The organism is Nonomuraea sp. NPDC049684, from assembly GCF_044465345.1.
In the GTDB taxonomy this organism is placed as follows: domain Bacteria; phylum Actinomycetota; class Actinomycetes; order Streptosporangiales; family Streptosporangiaceae; genus Nonomuraea.
In genome coordinates, this window is sequence record NZ_JBITLO010000010.1 from 258,902 (window position 1) to 279,924 (window position 21,023).

General features: G+C 73.7%; 11 protein-coding genes. 4 read left to right on the plus strand and 7 right to left on the minus strand.

Annotation, left to right across the window (positions count from 1 at the left end):
* Positions 1-3: 3 nt before the first annotated feature.
* The 7 genes from ACIBST_RS29795 to ACIBST_RS29825 form a co-directional block, all read right to left on the minus strand.
* Positions 4-9,735: a hypothetical protein gene (locus ACIBST_RS29795; protein WP_397176429.1), complete on the minus strand. Its 9,732-nt coding sequence runs from the start codon at positions 9,733-9,735 to the stop codon at positions 4-6.
* 125 nt (positions 9,736-9,860) lie between these two features.
* Positions 9,861-10,382 carry a G/U mismatch-specific DNA glycosylase gene (gene mug, locus ACIBST_RS29800; protein WP_397176431.1) on the minus strand — a complete coding sequence of 174 codons (522 nt, stop codon included), beginning with the start codon at positions 10,380-10,382 and terminating at the stop codon, positions 9,861-9,863.
* A gap of 31 nt (positions 10,383-10,413) precedes the next feature.
* Positions 10,414-11,814: a sugar porter family MFS transporter gene (locus tag ACIBST_RS29805; protein ID WP_397176433.1), complete on the minus strand. Its 1,401-nt coding sequence runs from the start codon at positions 11,812-11,814 to the stop codon at positions 10,414-10,416.
* A gap of 85 nt (positions 11,815-11,899) precedes the next feature.
* Positions 11,900-12,025, minus strand: a complete 126-nt coding sequence (locus ACIBST_RS29810) for a hypothetical protein (protein WP_397176435.1) — start codon at positions 12,023-12,025, stop codon at positions 11,900-11,902.
* Positions 12,026-12,050: 25 nt separating this feature from the next.
* Entirely contained in the window at positions 12,051-14,510 is a 2,460-nt protein-coding gene (locus ACIBST_RS29815) for a polynucleotide kinase-phosphatase (protein WP_397176437.1), read from the minus strand.
* A complete protein-coding gene (locus ACIBST_RS29820; protein WP_397176438.1) occupies positions 14,494-16,086 on the minus strand; it encodes a 3' terminal RNA ribose 2'-O-methyltransferase Hen1 in 1,593 nt (530 codons plus the stop codon). Before ACIBST_RS29820 ends, ACIBST_RS29815 begins: the two co-directional genes overlap by 17 nt.
* Before the next feature lie 42 nt (positions 16,087-16,128).
* Positions 16,129-17,043 carry an LLM class F420-dependent oxidoreductase gene (locus ACIBST_RS29825; RefSeq protein WP_397176440.1) on the minus strand — a complete coding sequence of 305 codons (915 nt, stop codon included), beginning with the start codon at positions 17,041-17,043 and terminating at the stop codon, positions 16,129-16,131.
* Between the two features lie 119 nt (positions 17,044-17,162).
* Between ACIBST_RS29825 and ACIBST_RS29830 the strand changes: the two genes are divergently transcribed.
* Genes ACIBST_RS29830 through ACIBST_RS29845 form a run of 4 tightly spaced genes read left to right on the plus strand, consistent with a single transcriptional unit; the run spans position 17,163 to position 21,022 of the window.
* On the plus strand, positions 17,163-18,173 hold the full coding sequence (locus ACIBST_RS29830) for a hypothetical protein (protein WP_397176441.1): 1,011 nt from the start codon (positions 17,163-17,165) through the stop codon (positions 18,171-18,173).
* A 25-nt stretch (positions 18,174-18,198) separates the two neighbouring features.
* Positions 18,199-19,329, plus strand: coding sequence for a sensor histidine kinase (locus ACIBST_RS29835; RefSeq protein WP_397176443.1), 1,131 nt, complete (start codon positions 18,199-18,201; stop codon positions 19,327-19,329).
* On the plus strand, positions 19,326-20,426 hold the full coding sequence (locus tag ACIBST_RS29840; protein WP_397176445.1) for a sensor histidine kinase: 1,101 nt from the start codon (positions 19,326-19,328) through the stop codon (positions 20,424-20,426). The genes ACIBST_RS29835 and ACIBST_RS29840 overlap by 4 nt, the downstream gene beginning before the upstream one ends.
* A complete protein-coding gene (locus ACIBST_RS29845; RefSeq protein WP_125646369.1) occupies positions 20,423-21,022 on the plus strand; it encodes a response regulator transcription factor in 600 nt (199 codons plus the stop codon). Before ACIBST_RS29840 ends, ACIBST_RS29845 begins: the two co-directional genes overlap by 4 nt.
* The last annotated feature ends 1 nt before the right edge of the window (position 21,023 follow it).

A 21,023-nucleotide genomic window follows, 5' to 3' on the forward strand; every position in this document is an offset into this window, starting at 1 on the left:
TGATCAGCCCGCGCAGGCCACGGGCGAGTCGAAGTGGCCAGGTGAGGTGGGATAGGGCGAACCGCTGTCGCCCGAGGCCGGCACGGCCACCTCGCGCACCCCGGACGCGTCGCCGAGGGTGCGGCCGGCGCCCGCGCCCCAGGCCACCCTGGCCAGGAAGTCGAGCATCGCCGGGGAGTGCTGGCGGACGATGTTGTGTCCGCCGTTGGCCGGGCCGCAGTGGGTGTAGAGGTTGAAGCCGCCGTTCCAGTCGATCATCTTGTCGCCGGGGTTGGGCCCGTTGGCCGTGCGGTCGCCCTGCAGGACGTCGCGGTCCGCGCCGCCGTACTGCCAGTCCACGCCCTGGTGGTGCTGGTCGTCGGCGGTGGCGGCGTTGTCCTTGTCGGTCATGCGGAACCACGCGCACGGGTCCACCACCGTGGTCAGCTCGCCTTCCGGCATCTTGCCGGGGGCGCACGAGCCGGGGTAGGAACCGCGCGGGTTGTAGTCGAGCAGGTCCGCGCCCGCGCCGCCGAAGACGTGGTCGACGAAGCGGTCGCCGGTGCCGCGGGCGGCCGGGTCGAACGCGCCGCCGGTCAGGCACTCGGCGGTGGCGGCGTCCAGGGCCGGGTCGCAGCCCTTTCCGCCCCACAGCAGGTCGTCGCCGTCGCCGCCGAACACCTCGTCGCCGCCGCTGTCGCCGTTGACCAGGTCGTCACCGGCGCCGCCGTGCATGCTGTCGCGTCCGGGGCCGCCGCGCATGCGGTCCGCGCCGCCCTTGGCGAAGCCGTCGTGCGGCATGGCGGCGGACGTCCAGGTGTCGCCGTCGGTGTCGTGCAGCAGGTCGGTACGGCGGTCGTAGGTGCCGGGCTGGAAGCCCTTGTAGGTCTCCTTCGGCGGGGCGTTGAGGCTGACGGTGAAGCCGAGCCGCTGGGCGTCGGCGGCGTCGAGGCGCTCGTTCAGCACGCCGCCGCGGTCGCCGAGCATGGCGTCCTCGCCCGCGCCGCCGGACAGGTCGTCGTCGCCCAGTTCGCCGAACAGGTCGTCGTCGCCCTGGCCGCCGTGCAGGGTGTCGTCGCCGTCCTGGCCCCACAGCGCGTCGTCGCCGTCGTCGCCGTACAGGTGGTCGGCGCCGTAGGAGCCGGCCGGCTCGCAGGTGGCCTGGGCCTGGGTGCAGAACCTGGTCGACCCGCCCGGCAGGGCCGGGTCGTGGCCGCGTACGCGGGTCGCGTCCGCTGGCGGCTGGCCCGCCGGGTAGCGCTCGGTGTAGACCTTCTCGGCGTCGCCCGTCACGGTGCGGACGAGCGAGCCGTTGTCACCGAGCAGGACGTCGGCGCCGCCGCCGCCCTCGATCGCGTCGGCCTCGTCGGCGGCGGCCTGCCTGGCCGAGCCGCCGATCAGGTCGTCCTGGCCGGGGGTGTCGTCGCCCTCCAGGTCGGCGGCGCCGCTGGGGTCGCCTCTCCAGCCGGGGTCGGTCAGCGGTCGCGTGGTGGTGTGGGCGGACTCGGCCGTCAGCGGCAGGTCGCCGCGGATCTGGTCCGCGCCGTCACCGCCCTCGGCGTAGTCGCCCTGGCCGCCGCCGGACAGCTGATCGTCCCCGCCCTGCCCCCACAGAACGTCCACCCCGGCCCCACCGGACACCCGATCCGCCCCTGCCCCGTCACCTGAGCCCTCGGTGGAACCCTTGCGCGAGCCTTCGCCTGAGCCGTCGCCTGGGCCCTCGGTGGCACCCTTGCGCGAGCCTTCGCCCGCGTCGGCGGCCAGGAGTGTGACGGCGCGCGGGGTCATCGGGGTGCCCGCGGAGCCGATGCGGACGGTGGCCCTGGCCGGGGTGCCCGTCAGCGTCACCACGGCGTTGTCGCCGGCCACGACGTCGTCGCCGGGGCCGCCGTAGAGCGCGTCGGCGGCGTCGGCGGTCGTGGTGTGGGTGCCGCCGACCAGGTCGTCGTCGCCCTGGTCGCCCTCGACCCAGTCCACGCCCGCGCCGCCCTCGGCGTAGTCGTCGCCCTCCTGGCCGCGCAGCCGGTCGGGGCCGCCCTGGCCGAAGATCGCGTCGTTGCCCGCGCCGCCGTCGGCCACGTCCGGACCGAAGCCGCCCGCGAGCAGCTTCACCTGATGCGCGGCCGCCTGCCCCGGCCGCCCGGCGACCGAGGTCGCCGGGTCAGCCGCCGGCTCACCGCCCGAGGCCGCCGTGGCAGACGGCGCAGCCGAAGGACTCCCCGCCCCAGACGGCCCCGCAGAAGGGCCTCCCGTGGACGACGGGCTCTCCGACGGTGTGCCCGACGAGGTGGCCGACGGAGTAGCCGACGGCCCCCCAGACGGCCCCCCAGACGGACCCTCGGACGGAGCGCCCGAGGAACTGGGCGAGGGGCTGGGCGAGGTGCCCGACGGACCGGCCGACGGGGTGCCCGAGGGGGCGGCCGACGGGGTGCCCGAGGGGCCAGGGGGCGGGGTGGCGGTCAGGGTGGCGTTGTCGGCGGCGATCACGTCCGGGCCGTCGCCGCCCAGCAGCGTGTCACCACCATCCGGGTACGCGCCCGCAGCGCCGCCCACCAGCTCGTCCTCCCCCGCCTCGCCGTACACCTCGTCGCCGCCGACGCCGCCCTCCAGGTGGTCGTCGCCCGCGTCGCCGTGCACCTCGTCGGACCCGATCCCGCCATGGGCCCGGTCGGGGCCGTCGCCGCCGTGGATCACGTCCGGGCCGCCGGCCTCCTCCGGGGTGCCGTCGAGGTCGAACGGGCCGTCGGCGGCGCCGTTGTCGCCGATCAGCTCGTCCGCCCCGGCGTCGCCGTACAGGAAGTCGCCCTTGTCGTCCTTGCCCGCCGTGCGGGTGCCGCCGATGACCAGGTCGTCGCCGTCGCCGCCGAAGGCCCGGTCCTGCCCGGACTCGCCCACGACGGTGTCGTCGTGCGCGCCGCCGTACAGGGTGTCGTCGCCGGAGCCGCCGGTCACCTCGTCGGCGCCGTCGTCGCCGAGCGCCGTGTCGTCGCCGGAGCCGCCCGAGACCCGGTCGTCGCCCGAGCCGCCGGCCAGGCGGTCGTCACCGCGTTCGCCGCAGACCACGTCCTGGCCGCCGCCGGCCTCGACCCGGTCGGCGCCGCCGCCGGCCGACACGGTCTCCTTGCCCGCGCCGCCGATGATCAGGTCCCGGCCGTCGGCGTCGCCGTCGTGCTCCTCGCACGGCTCGTCCCGCCGGCGGTCGCCGAAGACGGTCGCGCCTCCGTCGCCGCCGATGACGTGGTCGTTCCCGTCGCCGCCGGACAGCTCCTTGGCCGAGGGCTGGACGCCCGCCGGCAGCGGCAGGTGACGCACCTGCCTGGCCGGGCCGAAGTCGTCGCGCCCCTGGGCCTCGCCGACGTCGGACGGCTCGGCGATCACCCAGTCGTCGCCGGGGCCGCCGGAGATGTCGTCCTTGCCGTGGCCGCCCGCGAGCACGTCGTCCCCGCCGCCGCCGATGATCTGCACGGCCTCGCCGGGAGCCGAGTGGCCGGCGACCAGGTCGACGGCCTGACCGCCGTACACCTTGTCGGCGCCCGCGCCGGTGTCGACGTAGTTCGGCCCGGAGTCGGCGGGTCCCGCCTCGTCGCGGCCGATCTTCTCGCGCGGCCCGGTGTAGATCTCGTCGGCCGCCGAGCCGCCGGTGAGGGTGTCCGCGCCGGGCCCGCCGACCAGCAGGCTCGGCTGCGCGCGGAACCGCGGCGAGGGGTCGGCGGCGGCCAGCGGGCTGTCGGAGGCGACGGCGATGGTGTCGTTCCCGCCGTTGCCGTACAGCCGGTTCTCGCCGAGACCGGCCGCGATGCGGTCGCCGCCGTCGGCCGGGCCGTCGTCCGGCGCGCCGGGCAGGTCGTCGCCGGTCCAGTCGGCCACCTGAACGTCGCCGACCTTGCGGGTGGCGGGGGTCAGGCGGCCGTCACCGGCCACCCAGCCGCCCGCGCCGCCCATGGTGACGTAGTCGTCGCCGGGGCCGCCGGCCACGATCGCGGCGGGCCCGTCGTACTGGTCGCCGCTGGTGATCTGGTCGTCGCCCTTCCCGCCGTCGATCACGTTGCGGCCGGCGCCGGCCAGGATCAGGTCGTCGCCGTCGCCGCCGAACGCCACCACCGTCCGGTCGAACGGGTGAGCTCCGGCGGCGTCGTCGCCGTACCCCTGGAAGACCAGCCGCAGCGTGCCCTTCGCGCCCCGGCCGTCGGCCAGCACCCGCGTCAGGCCGGACGCGCGGTGCTCCTCGCGCACGCCCAGCGCGCTGACCACGAAGCCCTCGTCGCCGGGAAGCTGGCTGACGGTCCACTGCTCGGCGTCGTCGCCCGGCTTGGCGGTGCTGCCGCCCCTGGCCTTGCGCATCGGGCCGACGTGCAGCACCAGGGCGTCGCCCGCCTCGGTGGCGAGCTTCGGCGGGTCCTCGTCGCACTTGGGCCGGACCGAGAAGTCGAGCAGTTTGGCCTCGACGATGGTCCAGTCGAACCGCTTCTTGAAGATCGAGATGCCCACCTCGACCCAGGCCTTCAGGTAGACCTTCAGCTCGCCGTCCAGCGAGAACAGGCACAGCGGGTTGCGCAGCAGGACGTCGGCGAACTCGAAGAACCGGAACTTGCCGTCGTTGGTGGGATCGAGCCAGTTCATGGCGACGGTGAGGAAGATGCCGCCGCTCACGCCCGCCTTGACCAGCACCACGTCCACCGCCGCGCCGGCCTCCAGCCGCCCGGTCAGGGAGATCGCCGGCAGCGGCCTGCCCTGGTCGTCGGTGGTCTTCAGGTAGAGGCTGTCGAGGACCTGGAGGTCGACCTTGCCCTGCTCGATCGCCTTGCGGATGCCGTAGGTGTCGAAGCCCGCCCTGATCTGGGCCTCGACCCCGGCGGTGCCGGAGATGACCACCATGATCGGCGGCGGCGACCAGACCGGGCCGAAGGACTGGCTGTAGGAGAAGCCGAGGCGCAGCGGCCCGGAGTCGAAGGCGACCAGCTCCACGTCCTTGCCCATCAGCAGGCTGAAGATCGACCGTCCGGCGTTCTGCAGCACGGGGAAGCTGAAGCCCGCCTTCGCGGAGTGCTCCATCGGTCCCTGGGCGTCGGCAGTGGCGGCCTTGCCCTTCCCGCACGACCGGGCGCCCTGGTCGAGCGCGGCGAACAGGTCGTCCGTGGCGGGGGCCACGTCCTTGATCAGCGAGTCGGCGACGTCGGGCGAGTTCTCGGTGTCCAGCGCGCGGTCACTGGCCACGGTGAAGCTGCCGATCGGGATGTGCAGCTCTCCCTGGCAGTCGGGCAGCGACGTGACCAGCCTGCCGACCTCGATCATCCGCTCGATGAACTTGGTCGTGCCGCCGCCCGCGACCGTGTTGTACTTCTTGGCGATCGTCATCAGGTTCACCTCGCCGCCGCCCGCGGCCCTGCTCAGGTCCGACAGCACGGGGATGGGCGCGTAGAGCTGATCGATCACCGGTTTGACCGGGTCCGTCACCTTCTTGACCTGGGTCACCACCGGCCCGAGGACGCTCCGGAAGAAGTCGCCGGCCTCCAGGTTCACGTTGTTGAAGGCGATGTTCAGGTTCGCCGGGTCGGGCGAGCCGCCCTTGGTGAGGTCCCAGTCCAGGTCGAAGTCGCCGTACAGGCCGGGGAACATGGCCGAGCCGGCCGTCACCTTGAAGCGCCAGTCCACGGCGACCTTGGCGTTCAACGACGTCTCCACCAGGCTGCCGGCGTCGGCGAGCTGGTCCAGGCCGATCCGGCCGACCGGCTTGAAGCCGATGGTGAAGGCGCCCGCGAACAGGTCGGGGGCGTTCTGCTCGCGGTTCTTGAGCGTGATGTCGAGGATCGCCAGCCTGGCCTTGATCTCCTCGGGCAGCGAGACGTTCACGCCGACGGTCGCCCGCGGCCGGTTGGCCTCGCCGGCGTCCACGTAGAAGCCGCTGGTCCGGTCCAGGCCCACCATGACTTCGGCGTGCCAGCCGAGCTCGGCCCGTACGCCCTTGCCCGCGCCCTGCTTCAGCGCGAGGCCGGGGACGCCGACGTCCAGCGGCCGCTCCACGCCCAGGCAGTCCTTGACGCAGCCCCGTTCGGGATCGACGTCGCCCTTGCCGACGCTGACCTTGAACGCGATGCCGGTCAGCTCGGCGCCCTTGGCCGCGTCGCAGGCCTCGGGCTTGGCGGGGTCGGGGACGGGCGCCTGCACGCAGGTGATCACCGGCTGCACGCCGGGCCCGACCTTGGGCGCGAGCTCGTCGTTGTACCAGGTGCGCAGGTCGCCGCCGGTGGGCACCTTGCCGCCGTTGGGCAGCTTGGCCAGGGCGGCCTTGATCTCCTGGCGCTTGGCGCCGACGAAGTCGGCCCCCTGCTGGAGGTCGGCGCCGACCATCGGCAGCCTGCCCTTGCCGGAGGCCATGCGCATGCCGGTCTCCAGGGCGGTGAGGTAGCGGTCGATGCCGTCGCCCAGGTTGGTCCAGTCCAGCTCCAGGCCCGGAGGCAGGGTGGAGAAGTCGAAGGAGGGCAGCTCCAGCCGGTTCACGTCGCCGGGCAGCTTCTTGGACAGGTCGAACATCTCGGCCAGCGGCGCTGCCCTGGGCAGCCGCAGCACGAGCGCGTGCTTGCCGTCCGCGGTGAGCGGCGCGCCGTTGAGGTAGGCGGGCAGGACGGCGCACAGCGCCAGGTCGGTGTCGTCGCGATGCGGGTCGCGGTCGCAGGCGACGGGGTCGCTCGTCTCGTTCAGCGCCAGGTCGAGCCCGGCGAAGAAGGCGGCGGGGGTGACCGCGTCCTGGGACTCGCCGCCGTAGCGCAGGCTCACGCCGTAACCGAGCCTGGCCTGCAGCGGGTCGTCGCCCTCCTTGCCGATCGCCAGCGGCAGCGGTCCGACGTCGGCCTTGACCGTGCCGTCGAGCTGCGCCTTCGCCTGGAGGTCGAGGCCGGAGTCGGTCTCGATGAGCAGGTCGCGGGCCGCGTCGAAGCCGCGCTTGAGCGCCACCCGCAGGCCGAGGCGCACCTCGCCCTCGACGGCGGCGTCCAGCGTGGCCGAGCCCTTGGCGGCGACCAGGCTGCTGTCGCCGAAGGCGAAGCGCAGCGGCTCCTGCACGGCCGCCTTCTTGTCGTAGGCCAGCGACAGCCGCAGGGCGCCGTCCTCGTAGCCGATGCGCACCTGGCCGCCCAGCGCCTTGTTCAGCTCGGCCACCAGCGCCTGGACGGTGTCCGGCGGCGCGGCGGTCAGGCGGTCGATCGCGTCCCGCAGCGGCGAGCGCAGCGCGTAGGCGGCGCCCGCCTCGGGCACGGCCTGGCCGAACTTCTCGGCGAAGGACAGCGTGTGCTCGCCGCACGCGGTCGCGACGGTCAGCACCCGGGTGCCGACGGCGACCCGGCGGCCGACGTGCGCCTGGGTGAACGTGCGCGAGGGGTCGGTGACGTAGGCGTTCTCGTTGCCGCAGGCGCCGTCGCCGTAGACGACGCCGGGGCCCGAGCCCATCTCCTCAGCGGCCACCAGGTCGGACAGCGAGCGGCCGAGCAGCGGCAGCTTGGCCGTCATCGCCTCGTTGACCGGCCCGCTGCCCTTGACGCCGTCGAGGTACGTGGCCACCGCGCCCAGCGACTTGATCAGCGCGCCGAACAGCGCCTGCGGGTTGTCGGGGTCGAAGGCGAAGTCCTTGACCCTGCCGATCTGGTCGAAGCCGCGGAAGCTGACGGCGGCGGGCTTGCCGAGGTCCGGCATCTCCACCTCGCCGGAGACCCTGCCGCCGAAGAAGTCGGCCAGGCCGGGCACGCCCAGCGTGAGCCGCGCCTTGGCCACCGCGTCCACCTGGGAGGTCAGGACGTCGCCCGGCTTGCTCGCCAGCCGCTCGAACAGCCGGGTCAGCGGCACGTCGCCGATGTCCTTGAGGCCGACCTTGACCAGGTCGCCGCCGTTCCTGCTGCCCATGGTGAGGTCGCCGGTGATCTGGACGCCCAGGTAGCCGGCGACGGCGTTGACGTTGACCGAGGAGAGCACCGACACGCGGGCGCCGAACAGGTCCCGGCCGGTCCGCAGCATGATCCGGTCCGCGGCCCTGGGCAGCTCGTTCACCACGGTGGCGCTGCCGTCGGCGTTGACGTGCTTGTACGGGCACGCCTTCTGCTGCCCGTCCGGCCGCTGGGCGCAGCCCTGGCCCGTCACCGGGTCGCTCAGGTCGAGCACGACCGTGGCCGAGGCGTGGTAGCCGCGCATGACGCCCGCCACGGCGGCGGTCGCGTTGGCGCGGTCGAGCCCGGCGGCGGCCTTGAAGGTGTCGCCGAAGGCGATCTGCCCGATCATGGGGTCGTTCGCGGAGATCCGGTACGGCGCGCCCGCGGCGGGCACGCCGCCGCGCCATCCCTCCTCGGCGAGGGTGACGGTGTCGGCGGTGTTGTCGGCCACGATTCCGCTCGACGTTCCGGCGGTGACCGTGCGCCCGGCGAACTGCCCCGGCGTCCACTTCTGCCCGGCGTGCCGCAGCGTCCTGGCCGCGTACGTGACGCCCGTCCCGGTCCCGCTGACGGTCTGGCCCGCGGGGTTGAGCGGCTCGGGGGCCGGGTTGACGGTCCGGTCCACGACGACGGTGAAGGCGATCTTCTTGGCGGCGTCGTCGTACCCGGCGTCGGCGACCTTGATGATCGCGCCTCCGGGCAGGCCGCGAGCCTTGCCCAGCGCGGCGAGCAGGTCCTGGATGGAGGTGAAGGTGGGCCGGCCGGTGTTGCGGTCCACGCTGGCGGCGGCGAAGGCGTGGATCGCCTCCGACACCTGCACGGCGTCGGCCAGCGAACCGCGCATGAACGGCAGGTCGAGGTCGCCCTGCCCGTCCCAGCGGGCGCGCTGGGCGGCGGAGATCGCGTTGGCCAGGTGGGTCAGGCCGTCGAGCAGGTCCTTGGGCGTGAGCGTCTGGAAGCGGCCGAGCCGGTCCAGGTCGGCCTGGGTCACGCTGACGGCGGGGCCGCCGGTGGCCAGGTCGGGCCAGCTCGCGTCGATGGTCGCGGCGGCCCCCTCGACCTGGGCGCCGGCGAACGGCTGCGCGGTGACCTGCAGCCTGGCGGCGGCCGAGCCCTTGCGGGCGAAGGCGAACAGGCTCTGCGAGCCCAGTTCCGAGGTGTCCAGCCTGCCGTTGCCGTCCGGGTCGGCGGCGGTGGCGGCGAACTCGGCGTCGACGGAGAGCGTCGAGGCCGCCGAGAGGTCGACGCCGAGGATGCCGAAGGCGGCGGTGGGCCTGGCCCCGGCGGCGAGCCTGCCCTCGGCCCGCACGGTCAGGCCGGCGTCCTTGGCCAGCCAGGCGGACTTCGTGGCCGGGTCGTAGGCGAAGGGCAGCTTGGCGGTGAGCTTCAGCGTGACGTCCACGCCGCCCGAGGTGATCAGCGAGACCTTGGGCTGGGCGCTGCTGACGGAGATCGGCCGGCCGGCCGCCGTCCTGGTGACCTCCAGGGTCAGGTCGAGGCGCCTGATCCCGTTCTGGGTGCTCGCCTTGGCCAGGAGTCTTCCGGCGCGGGGGCCGGACAGCTCGTACTCGTCCTGGAGGTCGTCCAGGGTGGTGAGGTCCTTGAGCTTGTCGTGGACGGCCACCTGGAACAGGTCGCCCAGGCCCAGGGCGTCCTCGCCGCCGGGCACCAGACCGACGAACGGCAGCTGCTCGCCCATCGGGCCGAGCGTGGCCAGGCCGCCGCCCGCGGCCGTGAACCGTTCCACCGCGGACAGCAGCGCCGCGGTCTCGGCGTCCGGTGCCGCGGACGCGGCGGCCGGTGGCGGCACGGCCGCGACCAGACCCGTTAACAACGCCAATGCGCAGAAGACGCGCGACAATCGCCGGCTTGCCACCAGACCCCCCAGTGCGAAGACACAACGAACCGGGTACGTATCTAGCGATCAAGGCTTGTGCGTGACTTGGATCCGTCTACAAGCGCAGGTCAGAGACCGTCGGTTTCCGGGCCGGGGCGCAGCGTGGCGCGCAGGCGGGCCATCTCCCCGGCGATCGTGGCGACGGTCCAGTGGGCGTTGAGCCCGCTCGGGTTCGGCAGCACCCACACGCGGGCCCCGCCCACCTGCTCGGGCTGGGGGCCGATGACCGCCTTGGGCCGCGCGAAGGCCGTCCGGTACGCCGAGATGCCGAGCACGGCCAGCACCTGCGGCCCCAGCTCGGCCACCTTCCCCGCGAGCCGCCGGCCGCCCGCGACCAGCTCGTCGCTGGTCAGCTCCGCCGCCTTGGCGCTGGCCCGCGGGACGATGTTCGTGATGCCCAGCCCGTACGAGGGCAGCAGGTGCTGCTCGGCGGGGGCCAGCAGGCGCGGCGTGAGGCCGGACAGGTGCAGCGCGGGCCAGAACCGGTTGCCCGGCCGGGCGAAGTGGTGGCCGGTGGCCTCCGACATCAGGCCGGGGTTGATGCCGCAAAAGAGCACGTTGAGGCCGGGACCGAGCACGTCGACAAGCACGTGCCGGAGGTTAGCCCACTCCGCGGCGTGGTCAGCCCATGTCTTCCAGCTTGCGGCCCTTGGTCTCCTTGACCCATTTGGTGACGAAGAGGAAGGACAGCGCGGCGAACAGGGCGTACATGGCGTAGGTGAGCGGCAGGTTCCACTCCGACAGCGCCGGGAACGAGACGGTGATCAGCCAGTTGGCGATCCACTGCGCGGCGGCGGCGACGCCGAGCGCGGCGGCGCGGATGCGGTTGGGGAACATCTCGCCGAGCAGCACCCAGACCACCACGCCCCACGACAGGGCGAAGAACAGCACGAACACGTTGGCCGCGACGAGCGCGATCGGCCCCTGCGGGCTGGGCAGCGAGACCACGCCGCCGACCTCCCGCGACGCGCTGAACGCCCAGGCCGCGGTGCCCAGGGCGATCGCCATGCCGGCCGAGCCGACGAGCAGCAGCGGCTTGCGCCCGATCCGGTCGACCAGGGCGATCGCGATGAACGTGCCGATGATGTTGATGATCGAGCTGGAGAAGCTGATCAGCAGCGAGTTGCTCTGGTTGATGCCCACCGACTGCCACAACACCGACGAGTAGTAGAAGATCACGTTGATGCCGACGAGCTGCTGGAACGCCGACAGGATGATGCCGACCCAGACGATCGGCAGCAGGCCGAGCGCGCTCCCGCGCAGGTCCTTCAGCCCCGGCACGCGCTCGGTCCGCAGCACGTGCTGGATCTCGGCGATCCGGGCGTCGAGGTCCACGTCCTCGCCCTCGACCTCGGCCAGCACCTCGCGGGCCTTCCGCGACCGTCCCGACATGATCAGGTAGCGCGGCGACTCGGGGATGGTGGAGGCGAACAGCAGGTAGAGCAGGGCCGGGACGGCGCAGGCGCCCAGCATCCACTGCCACGCCTGCAGCCCCCACAGCCGGTTGTTGACGTCGCCGCCGGCCAGCTCGGCGATCAGGTAGTTGACGAGCTGCGAGACGGCGATGCCGAGCACGATGGCGAGCTGCTGGAACGAGCCCAGCCGCCCCCGGTAGGCGGGCGGCGCGACCTCGGCGATGTAGGCCGGTCCGAGCACCGAGGCCATGCCGATCGCGAAGCCCGCGATGACCCGCCACAGCCCCAGGTCCCAGATGGCGAACGGCAGCATCTGCCCGATCGAGCTGACGGTGAACAGGCCGGCGGCCACCTGCATCGACCGGGTGCGTCCCCACCGGTCGGCCAGCCCGCCGCCGATCCAGGCCCCGAGCGCGGACCCGAGCAGCGCGATGGCCACGACGAAGCCGATCTGGACCGCTCCCACGTCGAAGTGCCGCTGGATGCCGGTGACCGCGCCGTTGATGACCGAGCTGTCGTAGCCGAACAGGAACCCGCCGATGGCCGCCGCCGCGGTGATGAAGACGACGTGGCCCAGATGCTCCTGATGGGTGTGCCGAGTTGCCATACAGGTCCCTTCCCCGTGATCGGGGACCTACCCGGTGATCACCTGTGTAGCGCGGCGCTTACCCAACCTTGCCACAAACCGGACGTCAGGCCCGGGTCAGCCAGAAGACCGCGATCACGACGGCCGCCACCGCCGCCGCCACGGCGTACCGCAGCAGCGCGCGCCCGAGGGCGCGCCGGACGTAGCCGGGACGGTGACGGTCGGCGGTCATCACAGGCTCCTTCGGAGGGGCGGGGTCACAGGCGCGGGTCCACCGGCTCGGACTCCAGGGCGAGCACCGCGAAGACCGGCTCGTGCACCCGCCAGCCCGCCTCGCCGTCCGCCAGGCGCGACAGCGCCTCCAGGCCGAGGGCGTACTCGCGCAGGGCGAGCGAGCGCTTCTTGCCGAGGAAGCGGCGGCGCAGCACGTCGAGGGACTCGGTGTAGTCGGGCCCGTAGATGATCCGCAGGTACTCCCGGCCGCGCACCTTCACGCCGGGCTGCACCCGGCCGGGCACGTACGTGGCCGGCTTGACGACCATGCCCTCTCCCCCGGCGGCGGTCAGCGCCTCCCACCACGCGGTGGCCGCGGCCCTGGACTCCGGCGAATCGAGCGTGACCGACACGTTCCTGGTCGGCGCGATCAGCGGCGAGTCGAGCAGCGCCAGCGTGGACAGGTGCCAGGCGTGCGGCTCCAGCGCCGTGGCCCGCCCCTCGCAGGCCAGGATCTGGAACGGCGCCAGCCTGATCCCGTCCAGACCGTCCACCGGCCAGCAGTAGCGCGCATAGGCGTCGCGGAACAGGGCAGCGTTGTCGGAGCGGCGTCGGGTGCGGGCCAACATCCCACCCACATCCAGCCCGCGTCCGGCCGCCGCCTCCAGAGCCGCGACGGCCTCGGGCAGCGCGGCCCGCGCGGCGGCGCCGACGGAGGCGTACTGCGACCTGATCAGCTCGCCCGCCTTGGCCGACCAGGGCAGCAGCTCGCAGTCGAGCACGACCCAGTCGGAGCCCAGCTCCTCCCACAGCGGCTCGCACGCCGCGCGCACCGCCTCGACCAGCGGCGTCATGTCCCGGAAGAACGGCCGCCCGGTACGCGTGTAGACCGCGCCCGTGCTGCCGTCGGCCACGCCGAACCGGGCCGCGGCGACCTCGGGCGTCCTGCCCAGCACGGCGACGGCGCGCGAGCCCATGTGCTTCTCCTCGCACACGACCTCGCGCACCCCCGCCGCGGCGAACTCCTCGAACGCCTCGTGCGGGTGCTCCAGGTAGCCGTCGAGCCTGGACGTCTCCGGCGGCGCCATCGTCGGCGGCAGGTAGACCAGCCAGCTCGGGTCGACCGCGAACCGGCTCATGACCTCCAGCGCGGCGGCCGCGTTCTGCTCCAGCACCTTGACCCGGCCGCCGAAGCGGGTCTCGACGTGCCGGGTGCCGATCACGTCGCCGACGTCGAGCATGCCGGGCTCGCGGGCGGGGGCGCCGAGCGGCTTGGCCGGCTCGTACCAGACCTGCTCGGCGGGCACCTGGACGAGCTCGCGCTCGGGGTAGCGCAGCGCGGTCAGGTGGCCGCCGAAGACGCAGCCGGTGTCCAGGCAGATCGTGTTGTTGATCCACTCGGGGGTGACCGTGGGCGTGTGGCCGTAGACGACCATGGCCCGGCCGCGGTACTCGTCGGCCCACGGGTAGCGGACCGGCAGGCCGTACTCGTCGGTCTCGCCGGTGGTGTCGCCGTACAGGGCGAAGGCGCGCACGCGCTTGGAGGCGCGGCCGTGGTAGGACTCCTTCAGCCCGGCGTGCGCGACGACGAGCCGGCCGCCGTCCAGGCGGTAGTGGCTGAGCAGGCCGTCCATGAACGTCCGAGCCCGCTCGGCGAACTCGGGCGGCCCGGCGGCGAGCTGGTCCAGCGACTCGCGCAGGCCGTGGGCGACGGTGACCTTGCGGCCGTTCAGCGCCCGCACGAGCTTCTGCTCGTGGTTGCCGGCCACGCAGATCGCGGTGCCCGCCTCGACCATGTCCATGACCAGGCGCAGCACGCCCGGCGTGTCGGGCCCGCGGTCGACCAGGTCGCCGACGAACACGGCGGTGCGGCCCTCGGGGTGGCTCAGCCCCTGCCAGCCGAGCTTGGCCAGCAGCGTCTCCAGCTCCGAGCGGCAGCCGTGCACGTCGCCGATGATGTCGAAGGGGCCGGTCAGCTCCGTCCGGTCCGACCACGCCTTCTCGTAGGTGATCTCGGCGTTGTCGATCTCCTCCTGGCCGCGCAGCACGTGCACCCGCCGGAAGCCGTCGGCGGAGATCTTGGACAGCGAGCGGCGCAGCTCCTTGCGCTGGCGGATCACCACGCCGGGGCCGAAGTCGCGGTCCGGGCGCGCGGCGTTGCGCTCGATCGCCACCTCCTCGGGCGTGTCCAGCACGATGGCGTCGGCCAGCACGTCGTGCTTCCTGGCCAGCTCGATGAGGCTCTTGCGGGCGGGGTACTGGACGTTGGTGGCGTCCACGACGGTGAACAGCCCCCTGGCCAGGCGGACGCCGACGATGTGGTGCAGCAGGTCGAACGCCGCCGGCGTGGCGGCCTGGTCGTTCTCGTCGTCGGACACCAGGCCGCGGCAGAAGTCGGAGGAGATGACCTGCGTGGGCTTGAAGTGCCGGCGGGCGAAGGTGGACTTGCCGCTGCCGGAGACGCCGACGAGCACCACGAGGGACAGCTCAGGAACGCTGATCACGGGTGAAGACTCCCATCTGGGTGGGCGGGCCGACCTCGGGGTCGTCCTCGCCGACGGGTTCGACGGCGACGTGGTAGCCGTACTGGGCGGCCACCCGGCCGGCCCAGGCGGCGAACTCGGCGCGCGTCCACTCGAAGCGGTGGTCGGGGTGGCGCAGGCCGGTCAGGAACTCGTAGCGCACGTTGTGCTCGATGTTGGGGGTGGTGACGAGCACGTGGCGCGGGCGGGCGCGGCCGAACACGACGCGTTCGAGAGCGGCCAGGCGCGGCGGGTCGACGTGCTCGACGACCTCCATGAGCACGGCGGCGTCGTAGCCCGCCAGGCGCTTGTCGGTGTAGGTGAGCGCGCCCTGGAACAGGGTGAGCCGGGCCCGCTTGCTGTCGGGCATGCGGTCCAGGCGCAGCTTGCGGGCGGCGATGGTGAGCGCCAGGGAGGAGACGTCCATGCCGGCGACGCGCGCGAACCTGGGCCTGGCCAGCAGCGCGGCGACCAGCTCGCCCTGCCCGCAGCCCAGGTCGATCACGCTGACCGCGCCGAGCTCTTCGAGCCTGCGCAGCACCGCCTCGCGCCGCAGCGCGTTGAGCGGCCGCGCCTTACGCACCGCGCCCGCCTCCTCGGCCCCGCCTTCCGGCACGTCGCCCTTGACGCCGCCTTCCCCAGCGCCTTCCGCAGCGCCTTCCGCAGCGCCTTCCGCAGCGCCTTCGGCGACGGCTTCGGCAGCGCCTTCGGCACCGGCCCCGGCTTCGGCGACCGCCTCGGCGAAGGCGGCCTCGTCGGCGGCGGTCTCCCCGGCGGGGGCCTCCTCGGCGAGCGCCGGCTCCAGCTCCTCCTCGGTCTCGTCGCCCAGCTCGGCCAGCCTGGTCAGCGCGGTGCGGGCCAGCGCCCAGCGCCGCCCGAAGTAGCGCCGGGCGATCAGGCCGCGCTCCGGATGCCCGCCGAGCCAGCCCGCCCCCGCCCTGACCAGCTTGTCGATCTCGTCGGACGCCATCCAGTAGTGCTTGCCGTCGTCGAGGACGGGGAGCAGCACATACAGGTGGTTGAGCGCGTCGGCCAGCAGGACGGTGCCGCGCAGGGCCAGCCGCACGTACCGGGACTCGCCCCATTCGGGGAAGCCCTCGTCGAGCGGCAGCGTCTGCGCCTCCACCGTCCACCCCAGCGGCTCGAACAGCCGCCGGGCCAGTTCGGGGCCGCCCCGGCAGGGCAGCGCGGGCACCCGGATCTCCAGCGGCAGCGGGGTGCCCGGCAGCTCCGGACGGGCCTTGCAGCGGCCCGCCCGCGCGGTGCGGAAGACGTCGGCGAGCGCGACGGCCAGCAGCGAGGAGGCCGCGTACGGGCGGTCGTTGACGTACTGCGACAGGCTGAAGTCGGGCGAGTTGCGGCCGCGCGAGCGGACCAGCGCGATCGGGTCGACCTCCAGCAGGAGGGCCGCCGTGCAGCGCTCCTCGCCCGCCTCCGGGTAGAACACCGTGGCCGTGCCGAACGACTGGCCGAACTCCTGCACGCGCTCGGGGTGCTTGTGCAGGAGGAAGCCCAGGTCGGTGGCCGGTGTGGCGGTGGTCGTGATCGTCAGCAGCACGTCCCAAGTGTGCCGTAGCCGGACGAAGCACCGCCAACGAAATTACACGTGCGGCAGCACTTCGGCGGCGATGAGCTCCAGGTGCTCCAGGTCGGCCAGGTCGAGGACCTGGAGGTAGACGCGCTCGGCCCCGAGCTTGGCGAAGGCGCCGAGCTTGGCCAGCACCTCCTCGGGGGTGCCGCACAGGCCGCCCTCGCGCAGCATGCCGGGGTCCTGGCCGATGGCGGCGGCGCGCCGCTCGATCTCGGCCTGGTCGGCGCCCACGACGACGGTCTGCGCCGCCGACAGGATCAGGCCGCGGCCCGCCTCCTCGGCCGCCTCCCGGACCCGCGTGAACGCCTGCCCGGTGTCGGCCAGGGTACGGAACGGCACGTTGTACTCGTCGGCGTACGTGGCCGCCAGCCGGGGCGTGCGCTTGGCGCCGAAGCCGCCGATGATCACCGGCGGGCGGGGCCGCTGGACCGGCTTGGGCAGCGCCGGCGAGTCGACCAGCCGGTAGTAGCGGCCCTCGAAGGAGTAGGAGTCCTTCGCCGTCCACAGGCCGGTGACGATCTCCAGCTGCTCCTCGAAGCGGCCGAACCGCTCGCCGAGCGGCGGGAACGGGATGCCGTACGCGGAGTGCTCACCGTCGAACCAGCCGGTGCCGAAGCCCAGCTCCACCCGGCCGCCGCTCATCTGGTCGACCTGGGCCACGCTGATCGCCAGCGGGCCGGGCAGCCGGAACGTGGCCGGCGTCACCAGCGTGCCGAGCCTGATCGTGGAGGTCTCCCTGGCCAGGGCGCCGAGCGTCACCCAGGCGTCGGTGGAGCCGGCGCCGGGGTCGCCGGGGCCGATGCGCTGGTAGTGGTCGGACCGGAAGAAGGCGTCGAACCCCAGGCGCTCCGCGGCCTGGGCGACGGCGAGCAGGTCGTCATAGGTGGCGCCCTGCTGGGGCTCGGTGAAGATCCGCAGCTTCATGAGGCTCATTATCCGCCCACATCGGACGGCGACCGGAAAAGCCCCGCGCCGTCCGGCGAACGCTTGCTACCTTCACCAGCAACCGCTGAAAGTAGCCGATCGATCACGATGGGTGGCATATGTCGCGGAAAGCAAGAGAGCCCGGCACGCTCCCCCGCCCGCTGGCGGTGCTCGCCGCGCTCGCGCTCGCCGGAGCCACGGCGCTGGCGATCCGGATGTTGCCCGCGGGCGCCGAGCCCGCGCCGCCGTCCGGCGCCGCTCCCGTCCGCTTCGCGCCGCCGGAGCGGCCGGCGGAGGTCCGGCTGCCGCCGCGTTCGTACGTGGGGTTCGTCGACACCGCGCGCGACCCCGGGTTCGACCTGGCGGCCGGGGCGAGGGCCACCGGCGTCGCCCGGTACGCCCTCGGCCATCTCGTCGCGGACGACGACGGCTGCCTCGTCCGGTGGGCCGGGCCGCCGGGGGAGGCGGGGCCGGGGAGCGACCCGGTGGCCGCCGGGCTCGGCCGGCTGAGGGCGGCCGGCGGTGACGCCTTCCCGGTGTTCGGCGGGCCCGGCGGGGAAGACCCGGCCGTCACGTGCACCAGGCCGGGCGGCCTGGCCACCGCCTACCGCAGGGCGGTCGGCGCGTTCGGGGCCGCCGCGGCGGGGTTCGAGCTCCGCGATACCGCCGACCCGGCCATCGCGCTGCGCAGGGCGCGGGCGCTGCACGCCCTCCAGAGGGAACGGCCGCTGCGGGTCTTCTTCATCCTGCGCCTGACACCCGACGGGCTGGACGCGGCCGACCTGGCGGCGCTGCGCGCTACCCGGCGGGAGGGCGTCCGGGTGGACGCCGTCGAGCTGCTGGCCGAGATGGAGCCGCGCACCGGGCCGCAGGGACGGCTGCGCAGGCTGGGAGCGGCCGTGCGGGCGGCGGCCGGGCAGCTCGCGCGGGCCTACGGCCTGCCCGGCGAGGAGCAGGTGTGGGAGCGGCTCGCCCTGACCCCGGTGCTCGCCAGGACCGGCGATCTGGACGAGCCGGAGGCCCGCAAACTGTCGGAGTACGCCGTCCGGCACGGGCTGGCCTGGTTGTCGCTGCGCGGCGTACCCCCAAAACCGGAAATATCCCGCATTCTCTGGAGGACCCACTCCTGACATAGGATTTTCCCCGAATCCGGGGGTGAGAAAGACGATGGCGAGCCGGGCCGAGAGCGCGCGCAAGATCCTCATCTACTGGATGGACGTCATGGTCGTCCTCCTGGGCCTGGTGTTCGTCACCCTCGTCCTCGTCTACGCCACGCAGGGCCTGATGGGACTCCCGCAGGCGCTGCTCGCGATCGCCTTCCTGGCGGGCCAGTTCGCGCTGTTCCCCTCCGTGCTGCGGGCCGCCTTCGACGACCGCCCGCGGCCCACGGCCAAGCTGCTGGTGTCCGGGGTGTGCGCGGCCGGCTCGGTGCTGCTGCTGCCGCACGACGAGCTGGCGAGCACGGCCACCTGGCTGGAGACCGGCGTCCTGTGGGTGTCGGCGGCCGCGTTCTACCTGCCGCTGTGGGGCACGGCCTGCCTGGGCGCCGTGGTGACCGTCCTGGTCAGCGCGTACGTCGTGGCGATCACCGACCGATCGTGGGCGGGCACGCTGATCCCCGAGGCGGCCAGTTGCGCGCTCATGGTCGCGGCCATGCTGCTGTGGCGCTGGCTGTGGTGGACGATCAGGGACGCCAACGACGGCCAGGAGGCCAAGGCGCGCCTGGCCATCGCCGAGGAGCGCCTGCGCTTCGCCCGCGACCTGCACGACCTGCTCGGCCGCAGCCTGTCGGTGATCACGCTGAAGAGCGAGCTGGCGGCCAAGTTGTCCACCAAGGACCAGGCCAGGGCCCTCGCCGAGATGGACGAGGTGCGCGAGCTGGCCCGCGGCTCGCTGGCCGAGGTGCAACTGGCCGTGGACGGCTACCACACGCTCGACCTGGACGCCGAGCTGGCCGGCGTACGGGCGGCGCTGGAGGCGGCCGGCGCCCGCTGCCTGATCGAGACCAGGGCCGGCGACCTGTCCCCCGCCGGGCGCGCGCTGCTGGCGTGGGTCGTGCGTGAGGGCGGCACGAACGTGCTCAAGCACAGCTCGGCCACCACCTGCGCGATCACGATCGAGGGCGGCGTGCTGGAGATGCGCAACGACGGCGTCAAAGACCTCGCCGCGGCCCCGGGCAGCGGCCTGCGCGGCCTGTCGGAGCGCCTGACCACGGCGGGCGGCTCGCTCTCGGCCGCCCCGACGCCCACCGGCGAGTTCCTGCTGCGCGCGGCGGTGCCCGCGTGAGGCGGCCGACCCGGCTGGACAAGGTCCGCTGGCTGATCGTCTACTCCACCGACATCATCCTGCTGGTGTCCGCGACCGGCTTCTACAATCTGTACCTGCTCGCGCAGAACGTCGATCTGCCCCGGCAGGTGTTCGTGGCCGCCGGCGTGCTGCTGCTGGTCTTCATGGCGCTGGCCACGCGGCCGTTCCGGATCGCCGTGCGCGGCGGCCCGCGCCCGACGGCGCTGCTGGCCGTCGCCGGGGTGCTCGCCCTGGTCCTCGCGGCCGGCACGATCCTGTACACCGTGCCGGTGTGGCTGGCGATGCTGGCCCCCTTCGTCCGCCGGCGGACGATCGTCGCGCTGTCGGCAGGCTGGATCGCCGTCCTGGTGGTCGTCCTCGCGCTGACCATGGGCCTGCCCGTGGAGATGTTGTCGGCGGTGGCGGTCCTGACCGTGTTCACCGGGCTCGGCGTGGGCGGCATGCTGGCGAACCTGTGGTTGTGGCGGGTGGCCAAGGAGGCGCACGAAGGGCAGGAGGCCAGGTCGAGGCTGGCCGTGTCGGAGGAACGGCTGCGCTTCGCCCGCGACCTCAACGACCTGCTCGGGCAGAGCCTCGCCGACGTCTCGGCCAGGACCGCCCGCGCCGCCGAGTCGCTGCCCGGCGACCCGGCCGCCGCCGAGCGGGCCATGTTCGAGGTGCGCGACCTGGCCAGGCGGTCGCTGCGCGAGGTGCGGACCGTGGTGCAGAACTACCGGGCGCTCGACCTGGACGAGGTGCTGGCCGGCGTCCGGGCGGTGCTGGAGGCGGCCGAGGTCCGCTGCACGGTACGGGCCGACACCACGGCGCTGGCCCCGGAGGCGCGCACCCTGCTCGCCACCGTCGTCCGCGAGGGCGCCACCAACGTGCTCAAGCACAGCAAGGCCGAACGCTGCACGATCACGATCGAGAACGGGGTCCTGGAGATGTCCAACGACGGGGTGAGCGGCCCGGTGGGCGAGCACGCGGCCAACGGGCTGGCGGGCCTGGCCGCGCGGGTCGGCGCGGCGGGCGGCGTGCTGCGGGCCGAGCCGACGTCCGACGGCGGCTACCTGCTGCGCGCGGCGGTGCCGGCATGACCACCCGCGTGCTGCTCGCCGACGACGAGCACCTGATCCGCGGCGCGATCGCCGCCCTGCTCGACCTGGAGGACGGCATCGAGGTCGTGGCCCAGGTGGGCCGCGGCGACGAGGTCGTGGACGCGGTCGCCGAACACCGCCCGGACGTGGCCGTGCTGGACATCGAGATGCCCGGCATGGACGGCCTGAGCGCCGCCGAGCGGATCAGCGCCCAATGCAAGATCGTCATCCTGACCAGCCTGGGCCGTCCCGGCTACCTGCGCAGGGCGATGGCCGCCGGCGTGAGCGGCTTCCTGGGCAAGGACGCCTCCGCCGAGGAGCTGGCGATGGCGATCCGCAAGGTCATGGCCGGCGGCCGCTACCTGGACGCCGAGCTGGCCGCCGCCGCGATGGCCGCCGGCGACAGCCCGCTGACCGAGCGGGAGCGCGACGCGCTGCGCCTGGCGGGCGACGGGGCGACGATCTCCAGGATCGCCGGCGAGCTCCATCTCACCGAGGGCACCGTGCGCAACTACCTGTCCAGCGCCATGACCAAGCTCAACGCCCAGAACCGGCTGGAGGCCATCCGCACCGCCCAGCGCATGGGCTGGCTCTGAC

Bases quoted from the DNA above. Each gene is read 5' to 3' on its own strand.
- ACIBST_RS29805 (WP_397176433.1), bottom strand. From the start codon at position 11,814: ATGGCAACTCGGCACACCCATCAGGAGCATCTGGGCCACGTCGTCTTC.
- ACIBST_RS29845 (WP_125646369.1), top strand. From the start codon at position 20,423: ATGACCACCCGCGTGCTGCTCGCCGACGACGAGCACCTGATCCGCGGC.
- ACIBST_RS29810 (WP_397176435.1), bottom strand. From the start codon at position 12,025: ATGACCGCCGACCGTCACCGTCCCGGCTACGTCCGGCGCGCCCTCGGG.
- ACIBST_RS29825 (WP_397176440.1), bottom strand. From the start codon at position 17,043: ATGAAGCTGCGGATCTTCACCGAGCCCCAGCAGGGCGCCACCTATGAC.
- ACIBST_RS29830 (WP_397176441.1), top strand. From the start codon at position 17,163: ATGTCGCGGAAAGCAAGAGAGCCCGGCACGCTCCCCCGCCCGCTGGCG.